The 20,445-nt window shown below is 42.8% G+C and carries 17 protein-coding genes and 1 tRNA gene; 13 read left to right on the forward strand and 5 right to left on the reverse strand.

What is annotated here, in order from left to right; all coding sequences use genetic code 11:
* The first annotated feature begins 381 nt into the window (after nt 1-381).
* From ACFQ3Q_RS04215 to ACFQ3Q_RS04235, 5 genes are all read left to right on the forward strand, one after another.
* Nucleotides 382-1,524, forward strand: coding sequence for an efflux RND transporter periplasmic adaptor subunit (locus tag ACFQ3Q_RS04215; protein WP_380743249.1), 1,143 nt, complete (start codon nt 382-384; stop codon nt 1,522-1,524).
* Nucleotides 1,521-4,727 carry an efflux RND transporter permease subunit gene (locus ACFQ3Q_RS04220; protein ID WP_380743251.1) on the forward strand — a complete coding sequence of 1,069 codons (3,207 nt, stop codon included), beginning with the start codon at nt 1,521-1,523 and terminating at the stop codon, nt 4,725-4,727. Before ACFQ3Q_RS04215 ends, ACFQ3Q_RS04220 begins: the two co-directional genes overlap by 4 nt.
* On the forward strand, nt 4,711-6,042 hold the full coding sequence (locus tag ACFQ3Q_RS04225; protein ID WP_380743253.1) for a TolC family protein: 1,332 nt from the start codon (nt 4,711-4,713) through the stop codon (nt 6,040-6,042). The genes ACFQ3Q_RS04220 and ACFQ3Q_RS04225 overlap by 17 nt, the downstream gene beginning before the upstream one ends.
* A gap of 2 nt (nt 6,043-6,044) precedes the next feature.
* Complete coding sequence (locus ACFQ3Q_RS04230) at nt 6,045-6,227, forward strand: CPXCG motif-containing cysteine-rich protein (RefSeq protein ID WP_380743255.1); 183 nt, start codon at nt 6,045-6,047, stop codon at nt 6,225-6,227.
* A gap of 116 nt (nt 6,228-6,343) precedes the next feature.
* A tRNA-Met gene (locus tag ACFQ3Q_RS04235) sits at nt 6,344-6,416 on the forward strand.
* A 125-nt stretch (nt 6,417-6,541) separates the two neighbouring features.
* Here the strand turns inward: ACFQ3Q_RS04235 and ACFQ3Q_RS04240 are convergent.
* Nucleotides 6,542-7,021 carry a carboxymuconolactone decarboxylase family protein gene (locus ACFQ3Q_RS04240; RefSeq protein ID WP_380743257.1) on the reverse strand — a complete coding sequence of 160 codons (480 nt, stop codon included), beginning with the start codon at nt 7,019-7,021 and terminating at the stop codon, nt 6,542-6,544.
* Nucleotides 7,022-7,292: 271 nt separating this feature from the next.
* Here ACFQ3Q_RS04240 and ACFQ3Q_RS04245 point away from each other — a divergent pair, with 271 nt between their 5' ends.
* The 5 genes from ACFQ3Q_RS04245 (at nt 7,293) to arsB (ending at nt 11,522) form a co-directional block, all read left to right on the forward strand.
* Nucleotides 7,293-7,919, forward strand: coding sequence for a DUF4403 family protein (locus ACFQ3Q_RS04245; RefSeq protein ID WP_380743259.1), 627 nt, complete (start codon nt 7,293-7,295; stop codon nt 7,917-7,919).
* Nucleotides 7,920-8,459: 540 nt separating this feature from the next.
* Nucleotides 8,460-9,173, forward strand: coding sequence for a hypothetical protein (locus ACFQ3Q_RS04250; protein WP_380743261.1), 714 nt, complete (start codon nt 8,460-8,462; stop codon nt 9,171-9,173).
* 144 nt (nt 9,174-9,317) lie between these two features.
* Complete coding sequence (locus ACFQ3Q_RS04255) at nt 9,318-9,788, forward strand: DUF6428 family protein (RefSeq protein ID WP_380743263.1); 471 nt, start codon at nt 9,318-9,320, stop codon at nt 9,786-9,788.
* Between the two features lie 20 nt (nt 9,789-9,808).
* On the forward strand, nt 9,809-10,450 hold the full coding sequence (locus ACFQ3Q_RS04260) for a protein-tyrosine-phosphatase (RefSeq protein ID WP_380743265.1): 642 nt from the start codon (nt 9,809-9,811) through the stop codon (nt 10,448-10,450).
* 25 nt (nt 10,451-10,475) lie between these two features.
* Entirely contained in the window at nt 10,476-11,522 is a 1,047-nt protein-coding gene (arsB, locus tag ACFQ3Q_RS04265; RefSeq protein WP_380743267.1) for an ACR3 family arsenite efflux transporter, read from the forward strand.
* 34 nt (nt 11,523-11,556) lie between these two features.
* Here arsB and ACFQ3Q_RS04270 read toward each other — a convergent pair whose 3' ends face one another.
* Together ACFQ3Q_RS04270 and ACFQ3Q_RS04275 are read right to left on the reverse strand one after the other, a co-directional pair.
* Entirely contained in the window at nt 11,557-12,216 is a 660-nt protein-coding gene (locus tag ACFQ3Q_RS04270; RefSeq protein ID WP_380743269.1) for a c-type cytochrome, read from the reverse strand.
* Nucleotides 12,217-12,316: 100 nt separating this feature from the next.
* A complete protein-coding gene (locus tag ACFQ3Q_RS04275) occupies nt 12,317-13,153 on the reverse strand; it encodes a universal stress protein (RefSeq protein WP_380743271.1) in 837 nt (278 codons plus the stop codon).
* Between the two features lie 114 nt (nt 13,154-13,267).
* Between ACFQ3Q_RS04275 and ACFQ3Q_RS04280 the strand changes: the two genes are divergently transcribed.
* The 3 genes from ACFQ3Q_RS04280 (at nt 13,268) to ACFQ3Q_RS04290 (ending at nt 17,395) form a co-directional block, all read left to right on the forward strand.
* Entirely contained in the window at nt 13,268-13,723 is a 456-nt protein-coding gene (locus tag ACFQ3Q_RS04280) for an RNA methyltransferase (protein WP_380743273.1), read from the forward strand.
* An 81-nt stretch (nt 13,724-13,804) separates the two neighbouring features.
* Entirely contained in the window at nt 13,805-15,751 is a 1,947-nt protein-coding gene (locus ACFQ3Q_RS04285) for a M1 family metallopeptidase (RefSeq protein ID WP_380743275.1), read from the forward strand.
* 132 nt (nt 15,752-15,883) lie between these two features.
* A complete protein-coding gene (locus ACFQ3Q_RS04290) occupies nt 15,884-17,395 on the forward strand; it encodes a carboxypeptidase-like regulatory domain-containing protein (RefSeq protein WP_380743276.1) in 1,512 nt (503 codons plus the stop codon).
* 34 nt (nt 17,396-17,429) lie between these two features.
* Here ACFQ3Q_RS04290 and ACFQ3Q_RS04295 read toward each other — a convergent pair whose 3' ends face one another.
* Both ACFQ3Q_RS04295 and cfa read right to left on the reverse strand, forming a co-directional pair.
* Nucleotides 17,430-18,971, reverse strand: a complete 1,542-nt coding sequence (locus ACFQ3Q_RS04295; RefSeq protein WP_380743277.1) for a SulP family inorganic anion transporter — start codon at nt 18,969-18,971, stop codon at nt 17,430-17,432.
* A gap of 241 nt (nt 18,972-19,212) precedes the next feature.
* Complete coding sequence (gene cfa / locus ACFQ3Q_RS04300; protein WP_380743278.1) at nt 19,213-20,355, reverse strand: cyclopropane fatty acyl phospholipid synthase; 1,143 nt, start codon at nt 20,353-20,355, stop codon at nt 19,213-19,215.
* Between the last annotated feature and the right edge of the window lie 90 nt (nt 20,356-20,445).

The following is a 20,445-nucleotide window of genomic DNA, read 5'->3' on the forward strand; positions in this document are numbered from 1 at the left end:
CAGTTGGAAGACATGCGTGCCGTAGAGAAGAGAGATAAAGTAGCTTCAACAACTAAAAAACAGGAGAAAACAGAGCAGAAACGCTCTTACGAAGATCAGAAACAAATAAAATCTCTTAATAACAAACTTAGTAATACAGAGGCTAAGATCACGAAACTCGAGAAAGAGATCAAGGAAAAGGACGTGGAGCTGGCGACCAACTACGAAGAAACAATGGCAAAACCTGATTTTCTTGAGAAATATAATCATTCAAAAAAGAAGCTGGAGAAATTGATGCACCAGTGGGAAGATTTACAGGAGGAGTTGGATAAACTGGAATAATGCAATAAATTTCAGCTTTAGATTAAACCATAGCCTTATTAAACGGTCATACTCTACATTATGGATAAACGAAAGATCATTCTCTCAATTTTAGGCCTTGTGCTTGTAGTTTTGGCTGTTTTAGGGGCAAAACTCATTATAGACAGTAATGTTAAACAAAAGCCTCCGGTTACTAAAACCGTGAAAAGCGTGTTTATAGATACTGTACGCAATCATATCGTTCCTATTGTAGTGCCTGCTAACGGAAACCTTACCGCTTTACATAAGCTTGAACTTTACTCTGAGGTACAGGGTATTTTTACCTCCAGCAGTAAGGATTTCAGGCCCGGCCAGAAATACCGCAAGGGACAGGTGCTCCTTAGAGTAAATTCTGATGAGTATCAGGCCAGCGTCCAGTCGGCCAAAAGTGATCTATACAATTCCATCACTTCCATAATGCCCGATCTTAGGCTGGATTATCCGGATGCCTTTCAAAAATGGGAAGATTATCTAACTCGTTTCAATATTACCGAGCCCGTGCCCCCGCTTCCGGAAACCGAAACCGAACAGGAAAAGTTCTTTATTACAGGCCGCGGGATCATTTCGGCTTATTATAACGTAAAAAATCTTGAAGAGCGACTTTTAAAATATACCATTATAGCACCTTATGACGGGGTGCTTACCGAAGCCCTGGTTAATCCGGGAACACTCATCAGGCCCGGTCAGCAACTGGGAGAATTCATAGACCCCAGTGTTTATGAGCTGGAAGTGTCTATCGCTAAAAAATTCGGGGACCTTCTTAAGGAGGGAGAAGAAGTGGAATTAACTACTCTGGACCGAACGCACAGTTATGTTGGAACCGTGAGCAGGATCAATGCTAAGGTAAATCAGGAAACCCAGAGTATTCGGGTTTTTATCCGGGTGAAAAACGGGAACCTGAGTGAGGGGATGTATCTGGAAGCTAAACTTGATGCCAAAGACGAAGAGAATGCTATCGAAATTCCAAGGGAATTGCTGGTAGATCGTTCCAAGGTATACGTGGTGCAGGACAGCACCCTTAGTTTAGTAGATGTTAACCCGGTTTATTTTACCAACAATACCGTGGTTATTAAAGGTCTTGAAGACGGGACGAAAATACTTTCGGCTAATGTTCCCGGTGCATATTCGGGTATGTTGGTGAAGGTAGAAGGAGGTAAGGATATCATTCAAAATTCGGGATCTTGAGAAAAATAATCAGTTATTTCATAAAGTACGGGGTCGCAGTAAATGTGGTGATCATTGCCTTCGTGATCTTTGGGGCCGTGGGAGTGCTGAATATGAAATCTTCTTTTTTCCCCCTGGAAGAATCAAGGATCGTTAATATTGACATTGCTTATCCCGGTTCTGCTCCTGAAGAGATCGAAGAAGGGATCATCCTTAAGATCGAAGACAACCTGAAAGGCCTGGAAGGAATAGACAGGGTCACTTCGGTAGCCAGGGAAAGTGGAGGTTCCATCACTGTAGAGATTGAAAGAGGTGAGAATATAGATGCAATGCTCACCGAAGTGAAGAATGCGGTAGATCGCGTGCCCAGTTTTCCTGGCGGGATGGAGCCGCTGGTGGTCTCCAAACAGGAGTTTGTAAGGGAGACCATAAGTTTTGCGGTGAGTGGTGAAGATGTGCCGCTAGCAACCCTAAAGAGGATAAGCCAGCAGATAGAGAACGATCTAAGGCTGCTCGAAGGCGTTTCCCAGATAAGTATTTCCGGCTTTCCGCAGGAAGAAATAGAGATTGCGGTAAGCGAGAATGATCTTCTGGCCTATAACCTTAGTTTTGAACAGGTGGCTAACGTGGTAAGGAACTCAAATATACTTTCTACCGGCGGGACCATTAAGACCGATGCTGAAGATTACCTTATAAGGGCTAATAACAGGGCTTACTATGCTGATGCGCTTAATGACATTGTACTGAAGTCCTCTTCTACCGGAGAGATCGTAAGATTAGGTGAAATTGCAAAGGTTCGTGACCAGTTTTCGGAAACCCCTAATGCCCTCTTTTTTAACGGGAATGTAGCGGTTAATGTGTCGGTGAGCAATACCAACAGTGAAGACCTGCTTTCTACAGCCGAAAAGATTAACGAGTATATAGATCAATTCAACCAAAAGAACAGCAACGTACAGCTGGATGTGGTGAGTGATTCGTCCATAACCCTTGGGCAGCGTACCCAGCTCCTTGTAGAGAACGGGTTAGTGGGGATGCTCCTTGTGCTTTTCTTCCTTTCATTGTTCCTGAATACAAGACTGGCGTTTTGGGTAGCTTTCGGACTTCCGATAGCTTTTCTTGGAATGTTCATTTTTGCCGGCCCAATGGGGGTCACCATTAACGTACTTTCCCTTTTCGGGATGATTATCGTGATAGGGATCCTGGTAGATGACGGGATCGTGATCTCTGAAAATATATACCAGCACTATGAAATGGGGAAATCGCCGGTTAAAGCTGCGATGGATGGGACTATGGAAGTATTTCCCGCCATTATTTCGGCAATTATCACTACGGTGCTCGCATTTTCCACCTTCCTTTTCCTGGATAGCCGTATTGGTGAATTCTTTGGGGAAGTTTCAACAGTAGTGATCCTTACCCTTGTGGTCTCTCTTGTTGAGGCACTTATCATTCTGCCGGCCCATATTGCACATTCTAAAGCCCTAAGACGACAGAATAGCAATGGAAAGAAAAAGAAAAGCTTCTTATCCAGGGCTTTTGCCGGAATGCGCAAGATAAACGCATATGGCGATCGCTTTATGGTGTATATGAGAGATAAACTATACAGCCCTACGCTCAAGTTTGTCCTGAATCAGCAAATACTGGCCTTCGGGATCCTGTTAACGGTACTTATATTAACCATTGGAGCTATTGGCGGAAACTGGATAAGGATTACTTTATTTCCGAGTATTGCCAGTGACAGGGTGAGTATAAACCTTTTAATGCCGGAAGGGGTAAACCCGCAGCGTACAGATTCAATTATCTCTATGGTTGAAGACGCGGCCTGGAGAGTAAATAAAGATTATACCGAAAGGCAAACCGGAAATAAACAGGTAGTTGAAAATATTATTAAAAGGGTTGGTCCCGGGAACAACAAGGCTTCGTTGCAGGTAAACCTGCTTCCGGGAGAAGAGAGAGATTTCAGTTCGCCCGAGATCACCAATGCTATAAGAGATGAAGTAGGCCCTGTTTATGGGGTAGAGAACCTTACCTTTGGGTCTGGAGGGAATTTTGGCGGTTCTCCTATTTCGGTTTCTCTTCTTGGGAACAACTTAAGTGAGCTCGAGGCCGCCAAGGAAGAACTAAAGAGCAGCCTGGAGAATAACTCTCTTTTGAAAGACGTTACAGATAACGATCCCAAAGGGATCAAAGAGATCAATGTGAAATTGAAGGATAATGCCTATGCTTTAGGCCTGGACCTGGGCGAGGTGATGCGGCAGATACGAAACGGGTTCTTTGGAGCCCAGGCTCAAAGATTTCAGCGTGGCCAGGACGAGATAAGGGTTTGGGTGAGGTACAATAAAGAGAACCGCTCTTCTATTAATGACCTGGATGAAATGCGGTTGATTACGCCTTCCGGAGAAAGGGTTCCCTTTGATGAGATCGCCAATTATGAGATTGTAAGAGGTACTGAGTCTATAAGCCACCTTGACGGGATGCGGGAAATAAGGGTTACTGCAGATATGGAAGACCCCAACGGAAGCAGTACCGAGATCCTTACAGATATTCAGAATAACCTGATGCCTGGAATTCTTGAGAAATATCCAAGTATTACGGTTTCTTATGAAGGCCAGAACAGGGAGGCTGCAAAACTTTCCAATTCGGCTAAATCGGTGATCCCGGTAATATTCTTTCTTATTTATGCTACCATCGCGTTTACCTTCAGGAGTTACAGTCAGCCGTTCCTTTTAATGATTATGATCCCATTTAGTGTGATTGGGGTAGCCTGGGGGCACTGGTTCCACGATTTTCCCATCAATGTGCTTTCAGCACTGGGTATTATTGCGCTGGTTGGAATTATGGTTAACGACGGGCTGGTATTGATAGGTAAGTTCAATTCCTTTTTACGGGAAGGGATGAATTTTAAAAGCGCCTTATATGAAGCCGGAAGGGCAAGGTTTCGCGCAATATTTTTAACCTCCCTTACCACAGTGGCTGGTCTGGCGCCCTTACTGCTGGAAAAGAGCAGGCAGGCACAGTTCCTTAAGCCAATGGCGATATCAATTTCTTACGGGATAGCCATAGCCACCCTGCTAACCCTGCTGTTGCTGCCTTTGTTACTATCTATAAGTAATAGCATAAAAACCGGCAGTGCCTGGCTTGTAAGGGGTAAAAAGCCGGCCAATGAAGATGTGGAGCGAGCAATAAAAGAACAAAAAGAAGAACAAGTTCATGAAGTTGAAAATTAGTCTTTTTCTCCTCCTGCTTTCAGTAGGTTTTGGTAGCCTGCAGGCCCAGGAACAGCTTCTAACCAAAGAAGAAGCGATCTCAAGGGCTCTGGAAGAGAACTTCGGGATCAAATTGGCCCGCAACGAGGTGGAGATAGCAGATAATAACCAAAGTGTCCTGAATTCGGGGTATCTTCCAAGCCTTCGGGGGCTCGCGGGAGCCAATTATGATATAAATGACAGGTTTACCGAACCGGAAGAAGGTGATGATTTCAGACAGGAAGGGGTGGAAAGCAATCGCTATAATGCTTCCATCAATCTGAATTATACTTTATTTGATGGTCTTGGGAGGCTTTATAACTATAAGAGCCTGAAAGAGCAATACTATCTTTCTCAGCTTGAAGCCAGGGAAACCATAGAGAATACTGTACTTCAGATTATGAGCGTCTATTACGAGCTGGCAAGGCTATCTGAAAATGCCCGCGTTTTGAGGGAGATTTTAGATATCAGTAAAAACAGGGTAAAAAGGGCCGAATATCAGTTCGAATACGGGCAGGCTAACAAACTGGTCCTTCTTAATGCCGAGGTAGATGTGAACAATGATAGTATAGCACTAATTGAAACCCAGCAACAACTTAGAAATACAAAAAGAGACCTGAACGTGCTGCTGAACAGAGATGTGAACACCAGGGAATTTGTCGTAGATACTACGGTTAATTTTATTTCTGAACTGGAGCTGGAGAGTTTTATTGCTTCAGCCGAAGAAAATAATGTATCTCTTTTACAGGTAGATAAGAACATCACTCTTAGTGAATACGATATAAAAGTAAGTAAGTCTGGTTACCTGCCAAGTGTGGACCTTACAGGTTCTTATGGATGGAATAAGAACCGTAGTGGAGCCTCGGCATTCTTCCCCGGTTCCACAACCACTACCGATGGGTTTTCAGCAGGAGTAAGCCTTACCTGGGATATTTTTGATGGAGGGCGTACCAATGTTCAGGTTCAGAATGCAAAAATCCGCAATCAGAGCCAGGAACTTATCAAAAAACAGATAAAAAAGGAGATCGAGCGCGATATTGCTAATGCGCTTGGGAATTATAGGAATAAGCTTTATATTCTGAAAGTGCAGGAAGAAAATGTGGCCACTAACCTAAACAACTTCAATCGTTCGCGGGAACAATATAAACTGGGAAGAATAACCAGTATCGAGTTCCGGCAGGCCCAGACCAATCTTCTTGATGCACGTACCAGCCTGAACCTGGCTAAATATGATGCAAAACTGGCCGAGCTGCAATTACTTCAGTTAACCGGACAGTTACTGAACGTGAACTTATAGTTATGTTTGAACACTTTTTTCAATGTCCGTATTGTTGGGAAGAAATTTCAGTGCTGCTGGACCCTTCGGTGAGCGAGCAAACCTATATTGAAGATTGCGAGAACTGTTGTAACCCTATAGAATTCAGGGTGAGATTTGAAAATAATGAGCTCGTGGAATTCGATGCCACCAGTATCGAGCAGTAATCAGAATTTAACCTGCTGGCATTCAGAACAGAGTTTGAAGCAGTTGAAAATAATTTAGATTTTTCTAAAAAAAGCTTTGCGCAACTTAAATTCTGCCTTATATTTGCAGTCAACATCGCGGGATAGAGCAGTAGGTAGCTCGTCGGGCTCATAACCCGAAGGTCACTGGTTCGAGTCCAGTTCCCGCTACTAGCAAAACCACCTTTATTAGGTGGTTTTTTTCATTTTATGAAGTTACAGGTTCTTCTGCCGATGCTTCGGGGAAGTCCCACCTATTAAACGAAAAGCCACTTTTTAAGGTGGCTTTTGTTTTTCTAATTTTTAGATTTCGATGCCATATGCTCCATAATGGCGTCAAACTCATCTTTAAACTCCTCATAATCGATCTGGTTTCCCTGAAGGATCATACTCCAGAACCGTGTTTGTGCACCGTGGGCGATGGCCTCCTGTATCTCTTCTTCACTTGCCCCGAAGGCTTTGGCGGAAGCAGAATGGAAATAAACACAATACTGACAAGGGATTTGTGCAGCCACGGCCAGTTGTATTAACTCCCGGTATTTTGGCGGGATATCGCTCTCGGGGCTGTTTAACATCTTAAAGTTTTCCCAGGCTCCGGCGAGAGCGTGGTCGGGAAATACCTCGAACATCGCAGGGAAAGTTCCAAACTCAGCTTCGATCTCACTTTTAGCCTTCTCATAATCTTCATTTTGCTGTGCCCACAGGCTTGCTGTAAGTAAAAGAACAGGAATTAGCAGCATCCATTTTTTTACTGTCATTGAGATTTTAGTTTCCATAATCACATATTTTTTAAAGGAATTAATTCTATTAAAGTTAGCTAATTTTGGCCGCAGCAGAAGAATGCCGGGCTGGGAAAGAAATAGGTGTTATCCCTTAAATTTTATGGTCTTGATTGGTTTTGAAGTTCCCGTTCCTCTAAAGTGTCATCTCCTGGAATAGTGTGTTTGGGAATAATTTATGACAAGGCATTAGTATTTTATCATTGGTTTAGCATTCTTTTATTGATTATCTTTTATCCTGTCTCCTGAAGACTTTAAAAAGAAAAAAATGAAAAGTTCTGATGATGCCTCTCTAGGTGATATAAAGCTTAGTTTACCGGTTAAAATAGCCTACCCGGTACTTGAAGATTTTCTGGAAAAGAAAATGATTGGCCGTAAAATATCGGCCAGCAATAAAGAAGGTGGAGAAACCAATTATGCTGAAATTCTTGAGATCGGGGTTGGAGAGAGCAGTAAAAAAAACTTTGATATAGCCCTTGATGTAAGCTTCAAAGCCCTGGCTTCTGTGGTAAAGGGAAAGGAAGGGAGGGCAATTCTGCATCTATCCCTGAAGTTTAATGAAGAAGAACAACGGTTGGGAATACAGGAGTATAAACTGGAGGGAAAGAACAAGAGTTGGCTTGCCGATAAATTTCTCCAGGTTCTCGTGAACAACTGGATGAAAGAGAAGCTTAAAAGGAAAATGTCTTTTGAGCTTCACCCGTTAATACAGGAACGTTTGCAAGAGGTGAACTCTAAGCTTGGAGAAGATATGGAGGTCAGAAAAGGAATAGCCCTTTCCGGGGTGATCAAGGACTTCCGGGTAAAGGATATTGTTGCCGGCCAAAGTCTTCTTTTGGTTATTGTAGAGGCCGAAGGAAGTGCGCTGGTGGATGTTAAGGAGATCCGTTTTTAGACCTATTCCGGTAAGCTGGTGTCTGAATATACTGGTTTCCAACCTACATTCTTGAATAATGACATATTCTCAAAGAAAAGCTTTAATTGTTAAAGGAATATTAAAATACCATAAAAGGGGTATTTTATATAAGTCTTTACATCACTAATTTAGCATCAGCGCGAATTCAGAAAATAGCATGACTCGTGAATTGGCTGCAATTGGAAAAGAGGATTATTAAAATGTAGGGATTTAATAATTATACTTGAAAATTCTGCATACGGTTCAGTGTGAATACGCGCTATTAACAAAAGCCTTCAGGTATTATCTGGAGGCTTTTTTGTTTTTATCCGAATTATCCTGTATTTCATCGAAAATATGTATATCCTCAATAAAAATAAATTATATTCATCTGAGCAATAGGTGTTTACACTTATTTTTATTGTCATCCCCCCATTATCTACTTCCCTAATTAATTAAGTATACCTAAGTATTATGATCCGGCTGAAGAAGTTTTTTCAGTCTGCTGGTTTTGTATTCACTAACTAAATTTTATTTAATATGAGGAAGTTTATTTTTTATTCAGTTTTAACTGTAAGTTTTACGCTATTTATTAGCTGTTCCAAGGAAAGTGTAGACAGTGTTGAAGATGCACCAATGTCTGTAAACCTAACCGGAAATGGTGCCCCTAACGGAGCACACTACAACCTTAATATCATAGGGGTTCCAAATGTGAAATCGGCCGATATGACCGGTAATAACGGTCACCGTATTTTTGTTAACCTGGATTCCAAAGGAAAACCGGATAAGATAAACCTTATTGAAGGAGACGATTTCCAGGTGCTTGATGCCAATGGGACAGATGGCGAGGCCAGCTTCCAGCTGCCTAACCCGGCAGGTAGTATGACCGAGACTACAGCAACTACTTCTTATTCTGTATGGGCTCGCGCGCTGGGAACTCCGGGAGGAAATGCCACTATTACCACTTGTGCAGAGGCCGAGGTAGACGGGGAGTATGTGGAAGTTTGTTCATCAGATTACCTTGAGGTAGAACGTAAGAACGGCAGGTCCAGGTTTACCGATGTTAGTAAAGAATTACTGACTATTACGGTAGAGGAAGATGTCTTAGCTGAAGATGGTACTGTGGTTGTGGAAGCCGGCACGTACTTTATTTTCGATGAGGCTCTGGAAAATTATTTCTGGAAATATGATAATAACGGGCTTAAGTTACTTCAGTTAAGGTTCTATGAAGTTCCTTCTGAATTTGAAATATAAATAGTAAATTAAATCTGTTTTGAAAGGGCCAGCTTTATGTTGGCCTTTTTTATTGGGTTTATTCGAAACCCTGGGAATTAACAAAGCTGCATTAGGTATTATATTGTTTATTATCGTAATATTGCAATATAAAAATAAGGTGAAATGAAAATTGGAGAGGTCAAGAATAAATTGAAGAAGCTTAAAGAGCTTAAATTTGAGTTGCCTGATGGCAGGTTGGTTCCGGAGCACTTTCACGTGACCGAGGTGGGACTGGTTTCAAGAAAATTTATCGATTGCGGCGCGAACCTTCGCGAAGAAAAAATGATCAATTTTCAGCTTTTTGCCGCAAGTGATTATGATCACAAACTTCCTCCCGGGAAATTCCTTTCTATTATTGAAAAGACCGAGGAAATCCTGGAATTTGACGACCTGGAAGTAGAGGTGGAGTACCAGGGAGATACCATTGGAAGATACGGCTTGGAATTGGCCGGGGAGAATTTCCGGTTGGTGAACAAGCACACCGATTGTCTTGCAAAGGATAAATGCGGAATTCCGAAAGAAAAGCCTAAATTAAAGCTGTCGGAAATGAGAGCAATGCAAAGTTCCTGCGCTCCGGGCTCCGGTTGTTGTTAATCTAAAAAGCTTTAAGTTTTATGAATGTGCATATTTCGGTTTTGCCGGAGATCGGTAAACAGATCTTCACTTTGAATACTGGGAATTTAAGCGAAGAACGCAAGAAACTATTGCAGCAGCTAATAGACTATGTACTGGAACAGCTTAATAACAATAGACAGGTCCGCCTTAATTTTATCTGCACTCATAACTCCAGGCGTAGTCAGTTCGCTCAGGCCTGGGCAAAAGCACTTGCAGCCTATTTTGGGATCGAAATTGGTGCTTTTTCCGGAGGGGTAGAAGTGACGGCTTTTAATCCAAATGCAGTTGAGGCTCTGAAAGATTCCGGATTCCTCATATTAAAGCAAGGGAAAGAAAATCCGGTCTATGAACTTAAGTTTTCTGAAGAGCTTCCTCCGCTAAAGATGTTTTCCAAAGAATTTGATGACCCTGCCAATCCTGATAAGGGGTTCGCCGCAGTGATGACCTGTTCTGATGCCGATGAGAATTGCCCGCTTGTGCCGGGTGCCGAAAAAAGGATCCCGCTTTTATATAAAGACCCCAAGGCATTTGACGGTACAGCCCGTCAACAGGAGAAATATAAAGAGCGGAGTGTACAGATCGCGGCAGAGATGAAATATGTATTTGAAAAAGTGCAACAGCAATTATCAAAAAGATCTTAAACCAATCTTCCTGAAACTCTAATTTATGGCTTCCAAAAAACTAAGTTTTCTCGATTCTTATCTTACCCTTTGGATATTCCTTGCAATGGCAATAGGGGTTTCCCTTGGGTATTTCTTCCCGGCAGTATCAACTTCTATCCAGTCTTTCAGCAGTGGCTCCACCAACTGGCCAATTGCGGTTGGCCTCATCTTAATGATGTACCCGCCCTTGGCTAAAGTGAAATACAGCCTTTTGCCAAAGGTCTTTAAGAATATCAGAATCCTGTCGATATCTCTTCTTTTAAACTGGATTATCGGGCCAATTCTGATGTTCCTTTTGGCTATAATATTTCTACAGGATTACCCCGAATATATGGTTGGTCTTATTTTGATAGGTCTCGCCAGATGTATCGCTATGGTGCTCGTTTGGAACGATCTGGCTGAAGGCAGTAGTGAGTATGGAGCCGGTCTTGTAGCTCTTAACAGCATATTTCAGGTATTTGCCTATAGCTTTTATGCCTGGATATTTATTACCTGGCTTCCACCCTTACTGGGATTTGACGGGGCTATCGTGAATATTTCGATCGCTACCATAGCTGAAAGTGTTGCTGTTTATCTCGGAATTCCTTTCCTGATGGGAGTTTTAAGCAGGCTTATCCTGGTGAGATTGAAGGGGGAAAACTGGTATCAGAATAAGTTTATTCCGAAGATATCTCCAATTACATTAATCGCCCTCCTCGCTACTATTGTTCTGATGTTTTCACTTAAAGGAGAGTTGATAGTGGGGTTACCTCAGGATGTGCTGATTATTGCAATACCCCTTTTACTGTATTTTTCGATTATGTTCATAATCGGCTTTTTTGTGAGCAAGGCTATGGGCGCCGCTTATGATAAGAATGCGGCGATCACCTTCACTGCTGCCGGGAATAATTTTGAACTGGCAATAGCGGTGGCTATTGCGGTTTTTGGTCTGAATTCAGGCCAGGCTTTTGCAGGGGTAATAGGGCCGCTTGTAGAAGTTCCGGCGCTCATTTTACTCGTGCGGCTTTCCTTCTGGCTTAAAAGAAGATATTATGGAGCAGCGGTAAGCTAGCAAAAAGGCCCCGATTTCCTCAGGGCCTGTTCCTTTATTTGTTTACGTAAAGACTATCCATCTGGTTTGGCGGAATAGGGGCAGGTACGGCATTGTCTATAGGTTTTGTGCTTTGCAGGTAATGGTACATTGCCTTCAGGTCTTCTTCGGTAAGGTTGGCGAAATTCTGCCAGGGCATAGGTGGAAGAATATCCCTTCCGTTTTCCATTCCCTTGAACTTCCCTTTTGTCATAGCTGTCTTGAACTGGTCGAAACTCCAGTTTCCGATTCCTGTTTCGTGTGAGGTTAAATTAGCAGCAAAGGAAACTCCCCAAGGGCCCACCGCTGCCGTAAGTTCAGAGTTCATTAACATCCAGCCATTTTTAATGCTGTTTTGGTCGATTTCCGGGAGGTCTGTTCCCTGGCGGTACCCCGATAATTTTAACCCTGCATCTTCTTCCATAGGTTTGCCTCCAACTTTTTTTGGAGAATGGCAATCTGCGCAACCAATACTGGTAACCAGGTATTCCCCGCGTTTAATAAGATCTTTCTGGCTCATTTCATTCTTTCCAGGTTTTTTCACTTCCTCATATTCCTTTGCTTTTTCCTTACAACCGGGAAGTGCAACAAATAAAGAGAGAACAAAGAGCAGCGAGAAGGTTTTTTTAAAAGGCAGGCGGGACCCTGCCGACGGTGGTGAATTGTAGTTTTTCATTTCAGCTGTTTTTTAGTTGGTTTATGATGTAAATTACACAAAATCAGTATAATAAAACATCTCGCCTTCGGAAAAAAACAAGTAATTTTCATTTTCAGGCTTAATCGGAGACATTCATATTGATGCTTAATACCGGAAGGTTAAAATGATTCATAATATTCTCGGTAATACCTGGCGTGAACAGGCCGGCAATCCCTGAGTACCCGTGAGTGATACAGGCAATAATATCCGGTTGGGCCTTATTCAGGTAGATAGCGACTCCACGGGAAACATTATTGGCATTTATCACATTTCTTCCAAAACTGGCTTCAGGGTGATGATTTATAAACTGATCGATCAGGTAATCAATATCATCACTTTCTCTGAAATTATAAGGCAGGTTTACATAAAGCAACTGGATGTCGAGTTCAAGTTTTTTAGCTATTTCGATTAATTTTCCAAAGGCAGAGAGGGATTTTTGACTGAAATCTGATGCAATGACGATTTTTTTTGGTACTTCAGATTTATCGTCGGTCTTTACCGCAAGTACGGGCACAGGGCTGGTTTTGATAAGCCTCTGGGTATTGGAGCCTATGAGTTTCTGAAAGCCGTGTACCCCGTGAGTGCCCATAATCACCAGATCATAATTGTCCTTTTTTATAAAAGATTGAATGTTATCCAGCCCGCGGTTATAAATAAGGTTGGAGCTTGCTTCCACCCCGGTTTTTTCTGCCTGCCTTTCCAGTTTTAGAAGACTGTCCTTTACCTCTCCAATGGCGGCCTTTGTTTCGGGGTAAAGGTTTTCCTTCTCAAGAGGGAGCTTATCCCAATCTACAGGGGTAGGCACCAGGTGAAGAAAAGTGACCTGGGATTTAAGTTTTTTGGCCAGTTCCAGTCCGTAGTTTGTTGCGTGCCGGGCACACTGGGAAAAGTCGGTGGGGATAAGTATATTTTTCATAACTCAGGCATTTTCATAAAGTTATATTCCGCTTTTCAATTTTTAAATGATTAATATCAGTCTTAGGCTTTGGGGACTTCTTGATTTCTTCAAAAACCCTTAATTTTGATACTTATGAAAGTGAATAATCTGGAGCAGGGTTTTTTCGGAATTGGTATTCAAAACGGGAAGACTCCTGAGAATTTAGGAGTGTTGTGGCGTTCAGCCCAGAATATGGGGGCGAGTTTTATTTTCACCATAGGGAACCGCTATGCAAAGCAGGCTTGTGATACCCATAAAGCAGTGGGGGCAATGCCCTATTTTCATTATGAATCTTTTGAAGATTTCTATGCCCATTTGCCTAAAGGCGCAATGCTGGTAGGAGTAGAGCTCACCGAAGAAGCCGAACCTCTGGAGACTTTCAGGCATCCCAGGAGGTGTGTATATCTTCTTGGTGCCGAAGATCACGGGCTTTCAAAGAAAGCAATCCAAAAGGCACATTACCTTGTAAAGTTCAGGTCTACTCTTAGCCTGAATGTTTCGGTAGCAGGAAGCATCATTATGTATGACAGGGGGCTGAACAAGAAATAGTATTTTTTAATCTCTCATTTATAGACTACTGCAGGTTTCGGCATCTTTCGTTACATTAGCAGGAGATTAAAATTAAGCAGGATGAGATACGTAATTAAAAGTGTGCTTGCATTGGCCATAACCGGGCTTTTTACTTCAGGGGTGCAGGCACAGAAAGTGCAGGAAAACAATCAGGAAGATTTCAGTGAATTTATGGACCGCAGCGGGAATCGTTTTCGTACGGCTTCAGGAAATCCCGGTGCCGAATACTGGCAGAACGAAACCGATTATAAGATCGAGGTGACCTTGAATGATGAGGATCACACGATTTCAGGCCATCTGGAACTCACTTATACCAATAACTCTCCTGAAGAGCTGGATTTCATCTGGATGCATCTCGAGCAGAACCGTTTTACTGAAAATTCCCGCGGAACCCTTACCACTCCCATCGGGGGGAATCGCTATAACGGGGATGTAGACGGGGGCTATGAGATCACTAATCTTAGGGCAAAGACGAACCGAAGCACTTCTTCCAAACACCTGATTACCGATACTCGGATGCAGGTTTTCTTCGATAGGCCTATCCCGGCCAATGGAGGGGAAGCCACGGTTTCTATGAATTTTAAGTATAAGGTGCCTGTGAAAGGGATGGACCGAATGGGGCGTTTAAAGGTGAAGGACGGTACGATATACGCAATGGCGCAGTGGTTTCCAAGAGCAGCTGTCTTTGACGATGTAGACGGCTGGAATGTGGAGCCTTACCTTGGTGCCGGGGAGTTTTACCTGGATTACGGTGACTACGATTATAAGGTTACCGCGCCTTATGACCATATTGTAGTAGGCTCTGGGGAACTTCAGAATCCGCGGCAGGTGCTTTCAGAGAAGATGCAGGAGAGAATGGAGATGGCAGAAAAAAGCGATACCGCCGTTTTTATCATTAAACCTGATGAAATAAATGATGCTTCGGTTAAGGCGAAGCAGAACGGGACCCTTACCTGGCATTTCAAGATGGAAAATACCAGAGATGTGGCATTTTCATCTTCCGAAGCTTTTATCTGGGATGCGGCAAAGATCGATCTTCCCGGCGGTGATAAGGCGATAGCACAATCGGCCTACCCGAGGGAGAGTGCCGGGCAGGAAGCCTGGGGCCGCTCCACAGAATATACGAAAGCCTCTGTTGAACATTATTCTGAAAAGTGGTTTAAATATCCATATCCGGCAGCGGTGAACGTTGCCGCTTCTATAGGCGGAATGGAATATCCGGGGCTTAGTTTTTGTGACTGGAGAGACCAGGGAGAGGACCTTTGGGGGGTTACAGACCACGAATTTGGCCACAACTGGTTCCCGATGATCGTTGGGACCAATGAAAGACGCTATGCTTGGATGGATGAAGGCTTTGATACCTTTATCAATCATTACAGTACGCTTGCCTTTAATAATGGAGAGTATCCTTCAAGCCTGGACCAGACAAGGAAATATAACAACTGGTTCACAAGCCCGGAACGAGAAGGGATCGATACTTATCCTGATGTCACCAATCTTGACAATCTTGGGATGACGGCTTACTACAAGCCGGCGATCGGTTTGTTATTGCTCAGGGAATATATTCTTGGGGAAGAGCGTTTCGATAATGCTTTCCGTAGCTATATTGAGACCTGGGCCTATAAGCATCCGCAACCGGCAGATTTCTTTAACCATATGGAAAATGTTGGGGGAGAGAATCTTTCCTGGTTCTGGAAAGGCTGGTTTTACGGAACCGGTAATATAGACCTTGCGCTTGCCGATGTTATCGAAAATGAGAAAGGTTATGTGATCAAGCTTTCAAACGATGGGGATATGCCAATGCCCGTGGAGATGAAGATCACTTATGAAGACGGCAGTTCCGAAGAATTAAGGCTGCCGGTCGAGATCTGGCAGCGGGGAGATACCTGGAGGCATTTACTTGAGACCGGTAAAAAAATCAAAAAGATCCAGCTTGATCCTAAAAAGATCCTGCCCGACGTGAATTTTAGTAATGATACCTGGCCTTCTACCCTTTACAAGAAATAGAGTAAAAACATTTTGTTTTTAATAATTAAAGGCTGCCTGTGAAATTCCGGGCAGCCTTTTATAGTTATTTCAGAAACCGGAAAGTAACGAATCCAGCTCTGGTTCGTCTTATTTGTAAATAGCCTTTCTATTATGCATAAAATAATTTGTCTGCTTATATTTCTTTTCGTTTCCAAATTCGGCCTTTTTGCTCAGGAGATCTCTGCCACTGTGCTGGATGCTGAATCAAAAAAGCCAATTCCCTTTGCCACGGTCCAGTATGCTTCAAATAAAGGTGTGATCACCAACGATGAAGGGCGATTCAGTATACTTTCAAAGGAAAACGACAGCATCAGTATTTCCTGCCTGGGTTACGAGTCGCAGACTCTAGTGGTAAAGAAAATTAAAAATGACAGTATCTATCTTAAAAGTTCCAGCATTCAGCTTGATGATGTTTTTCTTTCCAATAAGAACCTGACCGGGGAAGAGATTATAGAGAAGGTACTCACGCGGGTAGATGAAAATTACAATTTCAGTTTAACCCATAAGAAATTCTTTCTTCGAAACTCTTTCTTCAATTTCGTGAACCGTTTTGAGATGGAAGTAGAGGAGAGTACGATGCCGGAACTGGACCAGGAATTTATGAATGAGCTGAAAAGTAAGATGCCGAAATATATGGATAGTTATGATGAATATCTCGGGAACTTCTACGGCAACTATGAAACTCAGAAAGTACAGCTTCTTAAGGCGGCCAGACTTGATAACCCGGTAAATGAGGAATCTTTGCAGGCAATGAATCAGCGGGTAGAAAAGATCTTACAGGAAAAAGTGGGAGAAGGCACATACCTGAAGGTGAAATCGGGCATTATTGGCGTAAAGATGGATTCTGAGGAATTGAATAAGGAAATTGAAGAGGGGCATCAAGCCGAGAAAATAAAGGAAATGACCCCGGAAGAAAAGTCAAAGACCGAAAAGGAAAAACGTATAAAAACCCAGGACAGGGCAAGAGACCTGGTGAATGGGCGTTTTTCTAAAATGTTCTGGATGGAAGATCAGGAACTTGATATTTTTGAAAAGTCTGGGAAATATGAGTTTGCAGTAGAGGGCTTTGCCCAGTTGGATAATTCGATAGTATATATAGTAAGCTTTCAGCCAAAAAGAAAAGCCGATTACAAGGGGCTTATTTATGTGAATACCGTGGATTTTGGGGTGCACAGGCTCGATTTCGGGAACCTGAGGCCACTTAAGAAGTTCAGTCTTTTCGGCGTGAGCACCATAGATGATATACATCGCGGGAAAATGATCTTTAGCCGGGATAAAAGCGGAAAATACGATCTTAAATATTTTGAAGAGGAAAAAGGAAGTACCGTGGGGGTAGACCGCCCGCTTACTTTCCTGGTGAAAGAAGGTAAATTTCTCTTTAAAAAGAAACTTGAGGAGCTGGACCTCGAGATGAACGTTAATATTAGCAGTATCAACAAGACACAAATGGTGATCTATGAAAGTTCCATTTTGGAAAGGGAAAAGTTCGAAAGTCTTAAGCCTTCACCCGAATTTGAATATGAAGTGTTTAAAAAATACAATCCCGATTTTTGGGCTGGGAATAATATTATAGAGCCAAATGCGGCGATCAGGTCCTTTACCTCTATGGAAGCAGGGAAATAAAAAAAGCGGTTCGAAACTCGAACCGCTTTTTTTATTAGACTTTATCTACAGCAACCTTATAGGTAGGATCTTCCAGAATGTTCACATCGATGATCGCATCAGCGTCACTCAGTAACTTTCGGCAATCCTGGCTAAGGTGTCTCAGATGAAGCTTTTTGCCTTGTTTATGGTACCGTTCGGTAAGTTTGTTTACCGCTTCAATTCCGGACATATCTACAATCCGGCTTTCTGAGAAATCGATTACTACTTCTTCAGGATCGTTCAATACATCAAATTTATCATTAAAAGCCTGTACAGAACCGAAGAAAAGCGGACCATACATTTCGTAATGTTTCACTCCATTGTCATCGGTGCGTTTTCTGGCCCTTATGCGCTTGGCGTTATCCCAGGCAAATACAAGGGCAGAGATGATCACTCCAATTAATACCGCAAGGGCAAGGTTGTGGAGTAAGATGGTCACGAGCGTTACAAGGACCATTACCAGCACATCAGATTTAGGCATTTTATTCAGGGTTTTCAGACTGGCCCATTCAAAAGTTCCTACGGCAACCATAATCATTACCCCGGTAAGGGCGGCCATTGGTAATTTTTCGATGAGATCGGCTCCAAACATTATAAAAACAAGCAGCATTATGGAAGCTACAATTCCGGAAAGCCTTGCTCTTGCCCCGGAAGAAACGTTGATAAGGCTTTGCCCTAGCATAGCACAACCACCCATTCCTGAAAATACTCCTGAAAGCATATTGGCAGTTCCCTGTGCTACACATTCTTTGTTTCCACTTCCACGGGTTTCTGTGATCTCATCAACTATATTCAGGGTCAGAAGACTTTCTATAAGACCAACTCCGGCCATAATTGCCGCATAAGGGAAAATAAGGGCAAGGGTTTCGAAAGTGAAAGGAACCATTGGGATATGAAATGGAGGGAAACCGCCATTAATAGAAGCCATATCACCCACACTTTTGGTGTCTATCCCAAAACCTATAACAATGGCAAAAACCACCAGGATTGCGGCAAGTGACGCGGGGAAGACTTTGGTGATCTTAGGCAGCCCCCAGATAATGGCTATTGCAATTCCTACCAGGCCAAGGAAGGTGTACATTGGGCTTCCTGTCATCCATACCATTTCTCCTGCGGCATTCACAGTTTTGAACTGATCCAGTTGAGACATAAATATGATGATGGCAAGTCCGTTCACAAATCCGAAGATCACGGAATGTGGTACCAGCCTTATCAATTTCCCGAGTCTGAAAACTCCGGCAAGCACCTGTAAAATTCCGGCAAGGACCACGGTGGCGAAAATATATTCCGGACCGTGAGAAATGGAAAGTCCTACGATAACTACCGCTACAGCACCTGTGGCTCCCGAGATCATTCCAGGGCGGCCTCCAAGAATAGAGGTGATTAATCCCATAACAAAAGCAGCGTAAAGTCCTGTTAAGGGAGAAAGGTTAGCGATCATCGCAAAGGCCACGGCTTCCGGGATCAGGGCCAGGGCAACCGTTAATCCGGCTAGGATTTCGGTTTTGTAATTTACTTTTTGCGAAAAATCAAAAAGGTTGAAAATCTTTTTCATTGGATCTTTTTTAATCTTGGTTGAAAGAATGCTTTCGGGTAACTGAAGGAATTGAAAACTCTGGGAATCGCCACCTATGGCGGGGTAATGGGTGATGATATAATTAGTTTTGCTTGCCTCATAAGAGCGGGCAAAATTAGTTAATTATTTCAATTAAGAAAGTTTTTGGCCCTAAACTCTTAATTTTTAATACTTTGATAAAATTGTCCGGTATTTTATGCTGATATAGCAATGGCTGTCTTTATACCTCTTTCGGGTTCAAATGTACTGGTCTCATCGAGGTGTATAAGTCCGGAAACTCCTTTCTGGTAAGTACAAGCTGCCAGAGGTTTAGACGGTTTGCCCTGAAAGATGCGGCCGATGAACATAGATAAAACTCCCACATCCTGTAAAAGGCATCGCTGTATTCCTGTTTCAGCTGGGGCCAGGCTTCCCTGAAGTTCTCGTACCAGGCCATCAGCGTCTTGTCATAATATTTTCCGAAGTTATGCCAGTCCTGTAAAACCAGTTTATTTTCTATAGCTTTCCCGATCTGCGCGGCAGAAGGAATAAGGCCTTCAGGGAAAATATATTTGTTGATCCAGGGGTCGGTGGTATATTCAGATTTGTTGCTCCCAATAAAATGCAAAAGGCAAATCCCGTCCTCTTTCAGGTTCTCCTGTACCACTTCCATATAGGAGTCATAATTCTTGTGGCCTACGTGCTCCAACATTCCAATGGAAACAATACGGTCAAATTTCTCATTCAGGCTTCGGTAATCCTGAAATCTGATCTCTACAGGCAGGTCCTTGCATTGTTCCTTCGCATATGTGTATTGCTCTTTGGAAATTGTTATTCCTACCACTTCAACTCCGTAATTTTTAGCGGCATAATAGGCAAAACCTCCCCATCCGCAGCCAATATCAAGTAGCTTAAGACCCGGTCTCAATTTCAGTTTGGTACAGATTAGTTCCAGTTTGTTTTGTTGTGCCTCACTTAAGTTTTCAGCATCTTGCCAGTAGGCGCAGGAGTACAGCATTAAGGGGTCGAGCATTTTTTGGTAAAGCTGGTTGCCTTTGTTGTAATGAGTGGCAATAGACTTCAGGGCCTTGGAGGGCTTCTGAAGGTTGAATAGTTTAGATTTAAGGACAAGCCATTTCAGGTGAAGGTTCTTCTTTATCTTTTGTTCCAGCCCTGCATTGAAGACGCGATACAAAAATTCATCCGGTTTGTCACAATCCCACCACTTTTCCATATAAGATTCGCCGAGGCCAATGGAGCCGTCCCGCAGAACCCGTTTGTAAAATTTTCGGTTTCTTACCTGAAGGTCCCAGCTGTTATTGCCGTTCACCTCAATACCCGCGGCCAAAAGAAGCTTTTTCACTATTTTCTGATATGAACTCATAGAATGAACTTTTAATAGTATCAGATAAATAAAGGGCCATCCATAAGAAGTTTGGATAGCTTAAAATTAACCTTTTTTAGAAAGATTCTG

This window comes from Salegentibacter chungangensis, from assembly GCF_042678405.1.
GTDB lineage: Bacteria > Bacteroidota > Bacteroidia > Flavobacteriales > Flavobacteriaceae > Salegentibacter_A > Salegentibacter_A chungangensis.